This is a genomic window from Cupriavidus sp. 8B, assembly GCF_054589115.1.
Genome location: NZ_BAAILO010000081.1, coordinates 1 through 9,424 on the forward strand (window position 1 = coordinate 1; position 9,424 = coordinate 9,424).

At 66.7% G+C, this 9,424-nt stretch carries 8 protein-coding genes; 3 read left to right on the forward strand and 5 right to left on the reverse strand.

Annotated elements, in window-relative coordinates; genetic code table 11:
- Window positions 1–117: 117 nt before the first annotated feature.
- On the reverse strand, window positions 118–1,476 hold the full coding sequence (locus tag ACYP5B_RS07575; RefSeq protein ID WP_400093479.1) for an FAD-dependent oxidoreductase: 1,359 nt from the start codon (window positions 1,474–1,476) through the stop codon (window positions 118–120).
- Window positions 1,477–1,585: 109 nt separating this feature from the next.
- Between ACYP5B_RS07575 and ACYP5B_RS07580 the strand changes: the two genes are divergently transcribed.
- Window positions 1,586–2,506: a LysR family transcriptional regulator gene (locus ACYP5B_RS07580; RefSeq protein ID WP_400093480.1), complete on the forward strand. Its 921-nt coding sequence runs from the start codon at window positions 1,586–1,588 to the stop codon at window positions 2,504–2,506.
- Between the two features lie 10 nt (window positions 2,507–2,516).
- Here the strand turns inward: ACYP5B_RS07580 and ACYP5B_RS07585 are convergent, their stop codons facing one another.
- From ACYP5B_RS07585 to ACYP5B_RS07600, 4 genes are all read right to left on the reverse strand, one after another.
- The gene (locus tag ACYP5B_RS07585; RefSeq protein ID WP_459569178.1) at window positions 2,517–3,287 is read right to left on the reverse strand and encodes a substrate-binding domain-containing protein; all 771 of its coding nucleotides are present in this window, start codon (window positions 3,285–3,287) and stop codon (window positions 2,517–2,519) included.
- A 232-nt stretch (window positions 3,288–3,519) separates the two neighbouring features.
- Entirely contained in the window at window positions 3,520–4,479 is a 960-nt protein-coding gene (locus ACYP5B_RS07590) for a LysR substrate-binding domain-containing protein (RefSeq protein ID WP_459569175.1), read from the reverse strand.
- A gap of 192 nt (window positions 4,480–4,671) precedes the next feature.
- Entirely contained in the window at window positions 4,672–5,073 is a 402-nt protein-coding gene (locus tag ACYP5B_RS07595; RefSeq protein ID WP_459569176.1) for a hypothetical protein, read from the reverse strand.
- Window positions 5,074–5,233: 160 nt separating this feature from the next.
- Entirely contained in the window at window positions 5,234–6,271 is a 1,038-nt protein-coding gene (locus ACYP5B_RS07600; RefSeq protein ID WP_318234835.1) for an AraC family transcriptional regulator, read from the reverse strand.
- A 223-nt stretch (window positions 6,272–6,494) separates the two neighbouring features.
- On the opposite strand from ACYP5B_RS07600, the gene ACYP5B_RS07605 reads away from it, so the two are divergent.
- A complete protein-coding gene (locus tag ACYP5B_RS07605) occupies window positions 6,495–7,628 on the forward strand; it encodes an acyl-CoA dehydrogenase family protein (protein WP_318234834.1) in 1,134 nt (377 codons plus the stop codon).
- Window positions 7,629–7,692: 64 nt separating this feature from the next.
- Complete coding sequence (locus ACYP5B_RS07610) at window positions 7,693–9,213, forward strand: CoA-acylating methylmalonate-semialdehyde dehydrogenase (protein WP_459569177.1); 1,521 nt, start codon at window positions 7,693–7,695, stop codon at window positions 9,211–9,213.
- Window positions 9,214–9,424 lie beyond the last annotated feature (211 nt).

Here is a 9,424-nt window from a genome sequence, read left to right on the forward strand (position 1 = left end):
CAGCTGCCGGTACAGTTCCACGCTGTCCATCGCACACCTCCTTACCAAGCCATGCGCGAAAGCGTACTACCTACCCACAGGAAAGTCTGAAGAACCTCTTTTTGTATTGGTATCCCGTCAGCCGGGAAGGCCCAGGTAGGCACCGTTTTGCCGGAGCGTTTCCTGCAAGCGGCCAATATCGACGGCGCGCGGGATGGTGCCGGTGGCGGCGGACAAGGCAGCGGCCGTGCCGGCAGCCTGGCCCATCACGAAGCAGGCGCCGGACACGCGGGCGGCCGACTGCCCCATGTGGGTCATGGATGCGCAGCGCCCGGCGACAAGCAGGTTGTCGATCGCCTTGGGCACCATCATGCGATACGGCAGGTGATTGAATCCCCGGCAATGCGGGGTGTCCTGCCACTTGAACACGATGTTGCCCGCCACGTGGGCCTCGATGGGCCACCCGTTGACGCCAATCGCGTCGTCAAAGCTGGCGCATTGCAGCACATCGTCTTGCGTCAGCTGATACTCGCCGATGATTCTCCGTGTCTCGCGCACGCCGACCTGCGGGGCAATCTCCAGCAGATAGGCATTCTGGAAACCGGGCGCGGATTCGCGCAGGAACTGGAAGAAATCGACGATCTGGCGGCGGCCTTCCGTTTCGGCCCAGCTCAGCTGGAGGGCGTCGGTGCAATCCACCGGCGAGCCGTCAGGCAAGCTCAGCTGCGTCACATTGGCGCGCCATTCCACCGGGTTCTTCTGCGGCCGGATGATCGGGGTCTTGCGCGGGAAAGTCCGGCCCCTGGCCTCCGCCTCTTCCATCCATTTTCCAAAATGATTCCAGGCGTCGCCGGCCAGCACCGGGTCCACGCCATTGATGCGGAACATGGTCGAGGGGTACAGCATCGTTTCGCCGTCGTCCCCCTTCTCGAAAGGGGCGCCGGCGAATGCCGCCAGGTCGCCATCGCCGGAGCAGTCGATATACGTCTTTGCCACCACGGCGCGCCGCCCGGACTTGGTCTCGATCAGGAGCGCGCCGATCGTCGCCGGCGAGGCCATCTGCACGCCCACCGCCCGCGCGTGGAACAGCAGCCGGGCGCCGCTGGACAGCACCAGCTGGTCGGCAGCCACCTTCAATGCCGCGTTGTCATAGGCTTGCGCTGCGATCCTGCCTTGAAACAGCACGTGCGGCTCATTGAGCCCGCCCAAGTGCCGCAGGCGCGCCAGCAGTTCGTCGGCTTCGCCATGCACGACCTGCTGGATCTCACCGAACACATTGGCGTGCAGGCCGCAGAAGTTGGTGACGCCCGCGGCAGTCCCCATCCCGCCAAGAAAGCCATAGTGCTCCACCAGCAGCGTCGCCTGCCCGGCGCGGGCTGACGCCGCCGCCGCGGCAATGCCGGCCGGCCCGCCGCCCAGTACCACCACATCGAATTCGCCGAGTATCTCGGTTTCACGTGCTTGTTCCCGCACGATTCCAGCGCCTGCCTCTTTCATCGCTTCGCCTCCATGGGCCTTGCCGGCCTGATGCGTGCCATTCTATTTGCTGCGATTCGGCGTTGCTTCTGCTAAATTGCCAGTACAGTTATCGCGATTTGGAATAAATATGGACACAGTCGCCAATCTGCGGGCGTTCCTGGTGACCGCCAAGCTAGGCAACTTCTCGGAAGCCGCGCGCCAGCTCAACGTGGTGCCTTCCGTCATCGCCAAGCGCGTGGCGCACCTGGAGTGGACGCTCGGCACGGCGTTGTTTCATCGGACCACGCGAACCATGGAGCTAACCGTTGCCGGGCAGAAGTTCCAGCCGCGGGCCAGCGCGCTGCTGGGCGACTTCGACAGCCTGGTGGAAGATTTCGGGAAGGAGTCCGACGCGCTCGAGGGGCACCTCCGGGTGCGGGCGCCGACGTCGCTCACCGTGCTTTACCTGGGCACCATCTTTGCCCGCTTCAAGAGGCTGCACCCCAAGGTCACCATGGATGTGGTGCTGGTGGACCGCTCGGTCAATCCGATCGAAGAAGGTTTCGACATTGCGCTTGGCGGCCTGCCGTCAACCTACGACGGGGTCCACGACGAGCCGCTGTGCCAGCTCAAGCAGATCCTGTGCGCCACGCCGGCCTACCTGGCTCGCGCCGGGACACCGGCGCATCCGCGCGACCTGCATGATCACGAGTGCCTGGTGTTCAATCCTACCGGGAGCACCTGGCTGTTCGATAGCGTCTCGGGGCAGGTCAGTGTGGATGTACCCACCGCCTTGTCGTCAAACGACAACCACGTGCTTTACTCTGCCGTCTGCGAGGGAAACGGCATCGCGATATTGCCGACCTATATTGCCGCCGGCGCGCTCGGCAAAGGCGAGCTGATCGGCCTGATGGGCGGCTATCCGCTGCACGCGACCTGGCTCAAAGCCCAGGTGCCCGTGCGCAAGATGGCGTTGCGGCCCATCCAGGTGTTCCTGGCTTTGCTGCGGGAGAGCCTGTCGCCGCTGCCACCTTGGGAAAAAGACGCGGCAGCCGCTACCGGCGAATGAGAACGCGCCCTTACTGCGCCGTTTTGGCACCCACGACCGGATCCATCCCGCTGCGCTCGATCTCGCCCCGCGCCGCGGGCGAAGCCAGATAGCGAATCAACGCGCGCCCCGCCTCCGGATGCTCGGCCCCCACCGGCACGCCGGCGGCAAACGTAGTGATCTTCTGCATCGGCTCGGGAATCTTGCCAACAAAGCTGGCGCCCTTGACCGGCAGCAACTCGCTGACCTGCTGCAGTCCGATCTGGTAATCGCCCTGCGCCACCACGCTGCCCACCGGCGTCTTCTCGATCCGATGGGCACGGCCCTTGACCTGCTCCTCGATGCCCAGCTTTTTGAACATCTCCGTCTCGACATACACGCCGCTGGCGCTGTCCGAGTAGGCAATGGACTTGGCATCCAGCAAGCTCTTGCGGAATGCATCGACCGTGCTGATATCCGGCTTGGGGGCGCCTTCACGCACCGACAGGCCGATGCGCGAATCGGCCAGGTCGACCCGGCTGTCCGGCACCACCTTGCCTTGCTTGATCAGGTCGTCCAGCGCATAGCCCACCATGATCAACACATCGGCATGCTCGCCGCGCGCGAGCCGGTTGGGAATGGCCTCGGGCGACTTGCCCATCGACGGGCCCCACGCGGTGGACAAGGTATTGCCGGTGGCCTTCTCGAAGCCCGGGCCGAGCGCCTTGTAGGCTGCCGTAAAACCACCCGAATTCATGACCTTGACCTCGTCGGCGAGCGCATTGCCGGTGGCCAGCGCAAGGCTGGCTACGCCGGCCAGCATGAGCGCCAGCCAGGGCTGCTGGTGCTGCCGGGGAGGATGCGAAGGGGAAACGGGCGTGCGGGTTGCCTTGACGGGGCACGCAACGGCGATGGTTGGCTGGGTCATATGCGCTCTCTGTGGGCATTGATCTGGGATTCGGTCTACCCGCTTTTTGTCTCTGCGGGGCAGGCCGACCATTCTATGCAAGCACCGCGCGCGGCGATAATGCAATATTTCTTGGCTTTGATCGGTTTTATGCATCAATTCCGGCGCCGCTGCCCCCGCCGTGCGCCGAAGCCGCCGTGCTCCGACCGCGCCTTGCCACCGCCTGCCCAACCATGTCATAGAACGCCTGCGCATGCGCTGACAACGCGCGCCCCCGGCGGCGCAGGATGCCCAGCGTGCGGGACACCGCGGGATCGCGCAGGGGGACCGCGACCAGCGCGGCGCGCTCGCCACCGGGCAATGCCAGGCGCGGCACGGCCGCAACACCCAGCCCGGCCTCCACCAGCGCCAGCACGCTGCTGACATGGCGCACCTCATAGAAGGCGGCCGGCCGCAGCGGCACTTCGGCCAGGGCAAGATCCAGCATCAGCCGGTTGCCGCTCGACTTAGCTAACGCTACCAGCGTGTGTGCGCCAAGTTCGGCCCATTTCACCGAGCGGCGCCGGGCCAGCGGATGGTCGTGGCGGCAGGCCAGCACGAAGGGATCGCGCAGCAAGGGCTCGAACAGCAGGTCGGCCTCCTGGGTGCCGATGAAGTTCAGGCCGAAGTCCGCCTCGCCGCTGGCCACGCTGTGCAATACGACATTGGCGCCTTCGTCCACCATCTTGACGCGGACGTTGGGGAATTGCGCATGAAAGCGCGCGATCACCGCCGGCAGGAAGTAATGCGCCGCCGAAGGCACGCAGGCGACCGTCACTTCGCCTGAGCGCGTCGCGGCCGCGTCACCGATACCCATCAGGGAAGATTCCACTTCCGCCAGCAGCGTGCGTGCCTTGCCGACAAACTCGCGGCCCACCACGGTAAGGGCGACGCGACGCGTGGTGCGCTCGAACAGCCTGACATTGAGCGCCTGCTCCAGCTTGTCGATGCGGCGCGACAGGGCCGGCTGCGACAGGCTGAGGGCCTCGGCCGCGGCGCGGAAGCCGCCTTGCTCCACGACCGCCACCATGGCCTGCAGGTCGCCGAGGTCGAATCTGATCGGTTGCATTGTGTTCCAGGCTAGGGCAGCGGGATGGGTGCGAGGAGAGTAAAAGGAAAGGGCTTGCATTGATGCGCCCCGCCGATCAAAACGCGCCATCCGCCATTCTAGCCGTCATGCCCCGCTGCGTCCCTCTTGTGCCGGCCAGCGCAGGCGGCTGGCCGGCACCCCTGCGCACGTGGGTGGATGTCGCCCGCGCTGCTAGGGTATTCTCCGGAGCTTCGCGCCGGCCAAGGCGATGAATCCAGCCTCACCTCGCCACCCAACCGCCACAGGAGAAAGTTCGTAGATGTCGGACCCGTTCGCCTTGCAAGCCGTTACGACGCTCCTTGGCACCATGATGCTGGCGATCGTCTGGTCGCTGCGGCGCTGCGGCCAGCCGGGCGTGACGCTGTGGTGGCAGGCCAACCTGACGGGCATGGCGGCACTGTTGCTTTTTACACTGCGCGGCATGATCCCCGACGTGTTGTCGATCGTGGTGGCCAACGGCGCGCTGGCCTGGGCCCTGGCCTTGTTCCATGCCGGCATCTCGCGCTTCTGTGGACGGGAGCCGCCGTGGCGAGCCATGGTCGCCGGCACCCTCGCCGTGGTGGCCGGGATCATGGCGTGGCGCTATGTGTTCGACGACTTCAACACCCGCGTGGTCATCGTCTCTGCATTCCATGCCACGTTCTGCGCCTGCGCGGGCTACGTGCTGGTGCGGTACCGCCCGCGCCGCGGAATTGGCCACGGGAAATCATTGAGCGCCGCTGGGCGGGCGCGTCTATTCCTGCGCCGGGGTACCCCGGTACGCCCCCGGCCGCAGCCCGGTCCAGCGCCGGAACGCGCGATGGAAAGCGCCCGGCTCGGCAAAGCCAAGCTCGGCCGCGATTTCCGCCAGCGGCCGGCTGGAATGGCTGAGCGCTTCGATGGCCAGGTCGCGCCGCATCTCATCCTTCAGTTGCTGGTAGGTCCCGCCCTCTTCCATCAGCCGGCGCCGCAGCGAGGATGACGACATGTGCACGTCGTGCGCCAGCCGGTCAAAGGTGGGCCACTGCTCCGGCGGCTGCGCGCGCAACTGGCGCCGCACGCGCGCCATGATGCTGGTCCGGTCCGTGTACTTCACCACCACGTTGTGCGGTGCGTCGCGCAGGAAAGCCTTGAGGCTGCGCTCGTCCTGGTGTACCGGCTGGTCCAGCCAGGCCGCGTCGAACACCAGCGCCGTGGCCGGCTGGTCGAACGCCAGGTGGCGCGAGTACATCAGGCGGTACTCCGCGCTGTAGGCCGGCTCCGGATAGCTGAACGCAGCCAGCAGGACCGGCACGCGCCGGCGCAGCAGCCAGCTCATCAGCCCGTGCAGCATGATCAGCATGGTCTCCTGGGCGAACACGCCCGGCGGCCGGCTTGAGGTGGCGCTCAGCACCAGCGCCGCCCTGCCCCGCTTGCCTGCCCCGGCCTCGGCGCCCACGCCTTCGCGCTCCAGCCGCACGCCGATATCGTCCAGCAGCAAGCCGAAATAACGCACCACCCGCTCCAGCCCCTGCGCCAGCGTCTTGCTGCCCACGATCGCGTGGCACAGCATGGCAAAGCTGCCGCACTTCATGCGGCGTGTGTCCTGGCCAAAGAACTCATCGTCCAGCGCGGCGGCCACCTCCATCCACAATGCGCTATAGCTTGCGGCGGACACGCGCGCCTGCGGCACCGCCAGCAGCGCGGGCACGATGCCCGCCGCCTGCAGCACCGGCTCCGGCGCGATGCCGCGCGCGCGCAGGCCCGCGATGGCGTGATGCACGAAGCAGATGGCGACGCTGTGTTTTTCCATGGAAAGGCAAGGATCTGGACTGGATGGCTTGCTGGCCCGGGCTTGCCGGCAGTGGCCGGCAGTGGCAAACGAGTTCAGCAAGGTTGGCGGATTCTGGCATAGGAGCGCCCCGCCTGTCTTCCTACACTTGCTACCAACACTCCCGCCCCGCGCGGGCCACCAGACCGCCAGCCTCACCTGGATCGCGCGTCCCCACGCCAATCCCGGCCCAACCCGAGCCGCCATGCATCACGAATTCAGCGAACAGCAAGCCATGATCCGCGACACCGCGCGCGCCTTCGCCACCGAGCGGCTGGCACCCGGCGCCGCCGAGTGGGACCGCGCCGGCCAGTTGCCGCCAGAGGTAGTGGCGGAAATGGGCGCGCTCGGCCTGCTCGGCATGATCGTGCCCGAGGAATGGGGCGGCACCTATACCGACTACATCGCCTACGCGCTGGCCATCGAGGAGATCGCCGCCGGCTGCGCGGCCTGCGCCACGCTGATGAGCGTGCACAACTCGGTGGGTTGCGGGCCGATCCTGCACTATGGCACGCAGGCGCAAAAAGCGCGCTACCTGCCGCGCCTGGCCAGCGGCGAGATGATTGGCGCCTTCTGCCTGACCGAGCCGCAGGCCGGCTCGGAAGCGCATAACCTGCGCACCCGGGCGCGCGCAACCGACAACGGCTGGGTGCTCTCGGGCAGCAAGCAGTTCGTCACCAACGGCCAGCGCGCCAGCGTGGCCATCGTGTTTGCCGCCACCGAACCGGCGCAAGGCAAGCGCGGTCTCTCGGCCTTCGTGGTGCCCACCGATACGCCCGGCTTCTCGGTGCATACGCCCGAGCGCAAGATGGGTATCCGCGCCTCCGACACCTGCGCCATCACGCTGGACGACTGCCACGTGCCGCACGACGCGCTGCTCGGCGAGCCCGGCGAGGGATTGCGCATTGCCCTGTCGAACCTGGAAGGCGGGCGCATCGGCATCGGCGCGCAAGCGCTCGGCATTGCCCGCTCGGCCTTCGAGGCCGCCTGCCGCTACGCCGCCGAGCGCGTGCAGTTTGGCCGCCCGCTGCGCGAGCACCCGCCCATTGCCAACATGCTGGCTGACATGGCCACCGAGCTCAACGCCGCGCGCCTGCTGGTGCACCGCGCCGCGCATATGCGCACGGCCGGCCAGCCCTGCCTCTCGGAAGCCTCGCAGGCCAAGCTCTATGCCTCGGAGCTGGCCGAGCGCGTGTGCTCCAAGGCGCTGCAGATCCACGGCGGCTACGGCTACCTGGAGGACTACCCGGTCGAGCGCCATTACCGCGATGCCCGCATTACGCAGATCTACGAAGGCACCAGCGAAATCCAGCGCATGCTGATCGCGCGCACCCTTTGAGCCGTCTGCCTGACTACTTTCCAGCCTTGCACCACCCACACCTAAAACCGACGGAGACCACCCCATGAGTGCCCAGAACCCCAATGCCGCCGTACCCACCGTCAAGCTGTTGATCAACGGCGAGTGGGTGGAGTCCGCCGCCACTGAATTCCGCCCCGTCGTCAATCCCGCCACCCAGCAAGTGCTGGCGCGGGTGCCGCTGGCCACCGCGGCCGAGGTCAATGCCGCCGTGGGCGCGGCGCATCGCGCCTTTGCCACCTGGCGCCACACGCCGCTAGGTGCGCGGCTGCGCATCATGCTCAAGTACCAGGCGCTGATCCGCGAGCACAGCAAGCGCATTGCCGCCATCCTCACCGCCGAGCAGGGCAAGACCCTGGCCGACGCCGAAGGCGATATCTTCCGCGGGCTCGAGGTCGTGGAGCATGCCTGCTCGATCGGCACGCTGCAGCAAGGCGGCTTTGCCGAGAACGTGGCAGCCACCGTCGACACCTACACCCTGCAGCAACCGATTGGCGTGTGCGCCGGCATCACCCCGTTCAACTTCCCGGCCATGATCCCGCTGTGGATGTTTCCCATGGCGATTGTGTGCGGCAACACCTTCGTGCTCAAGCCGTCGGAGCAAGACCCGCTGTCCACCATGGAACTGGTCAAGCTGGCCATCGAGGCTGGCGTGCCCGCCGGCGTGCTCAACGTGGTCCACGGCGCGCGCGAGGTGGTGGACGCGCTGTGCACGCACCCGGACATCAAGGCGGTTTCCTTCGTCGGCTCCACCGCCGTGGGCACCCACGTCTACAATCTCGCCGGCGCCCACGGCAAGCGCGTGCAATCGATGATGGGCGCCAAGAACCACGCCGTGGTGCTGCCCGACGCGCACCGCGAGCACACGCTCAACGCGCTGGCCGGCGCGGCCTTCGGCGCCGCCGGCCAGCGCTGCATGGCGACCTCGGTAGCGGTGCTGGTAGGCGCCGCGCGCGAATGGCTGCCCGAACTGGTGAAAAAGGCCGCCACGCTCAAGGTCGGCGCCGGCAACGAGCCCGGCACCGACGTATGCCCGGTGGTGTCCGTCGCCGCAAAACAGCGCGTGCTCGGCCTGATCGAAGCCGGCGAACGCGAAGGCGCCACGCTGGCGCTCGATGGCCGCAACGTGCAGGTGGATGGCTACCCCGAAGGCAACTTCATCGGCCCGACCGTGTTTGCCGATGTCACGACCGAGATGTCGATCTACACCCAGGAAATCTTCGGCCCGGTACTGGTGGTGATCGGCGTCGACACGCTGGATGAAGCCATCGCCCTGGTCAACCGCAACCCCTTCGGCAACGGCACGGGCGTGTTCACCCAAAGCGGCGCGGCAGCCCGCAAGTTCCAGAGCGAGATCGACGTCGGCCAGGTCGGCATAAACATCCCGATCCCGGTACCCGTGCCCTACTTCAGCTTCACCGGCTCGCGCGGCTCCAAGCTGGGCGACCTCGGCCCCTATGGCAAGCAGGTGGTGCAGTTCTATACGCAGACGAAGACGGTCACGGCAAGGTGGTTTGACGATGCAACGGTGAACGATGGGGTGAATACCACGATCAGCCTGCGCTAGCTCTATCGCTGTCTTGCTCCCCTCTCCCGCAAGCGGGAGAGGGGAGCCAACCAGCGGCAAGATCAACCAACTGTGGTAGCCGTGTTTCCCGCCCGAAGGGGCGGGAAACACCCACGCGCGATGCGAAGCGAGCCGTGGAGGTGTGCCAAGGCCGTATGGGGCGCCTCGGGATTCGGCGAAAAGAGCGGAAAAGAGGGACCCATGTCTGAGT

Coding starts and splice junctions, on each gene's coding strand:
- ACYP5B_RS07595 (WP_459569176.1), bottom strand. CDS start 5,073: ATGATCCCGGCCACCACGGCGAGGGTGCCGGCGACCATGGCTCGCCAC.
- ACYP5B_RS07585 (WP_459569178.1), bottom strand. CDS start 3,287: ATGCTGGCCGGCGTAGCCAGCCTTGCGCTGGCCACCGGCAATGCGCTC.
- ACYP5B_RS07590 (WP_459569175.1), bottom strand. CDS start 4,479: ATGCAACCGATCAGATTCGACCTCGGCGACCTGCAGGCCATGGTGGCG.
- ACYP5B_RS07575 (WP_400093479.1), bottom strand. CDS start 1,476: ATGAAAGAGGCAGGCGCTGGAATCGTGCGGGAACAAGCACGTGAAACC.
- ACYP5B_RS07605 (WP_318234834.1), top strand. CDS start 6,495: ATGCATCACGAATTCAGCGAACAGCAAGCCATGATCCGCGACACCGCG.
- ACYP5B_RS07580 (WP_400093480.1), top strand. CDS start 1,586: ATGGACACAGTCGCCAATCTGCGGGCGTTCCTGGTGACCGCCAAGCTA.
- ACYP5B_RS07600 (WP_318234835.1), bottom strand. CDS start 6,271: ATGGAAAAACACAGCGTCGCCATCTGCTTCGTGCATCACGCCATCGCG.
- ACYP5B_RS07610 (WP_459569177.1), top strand. CDS start 7,693: ATGAGTGCCCAGAACCCCAATGCCGCCGTACCCACCGTCAAGCTGTTG.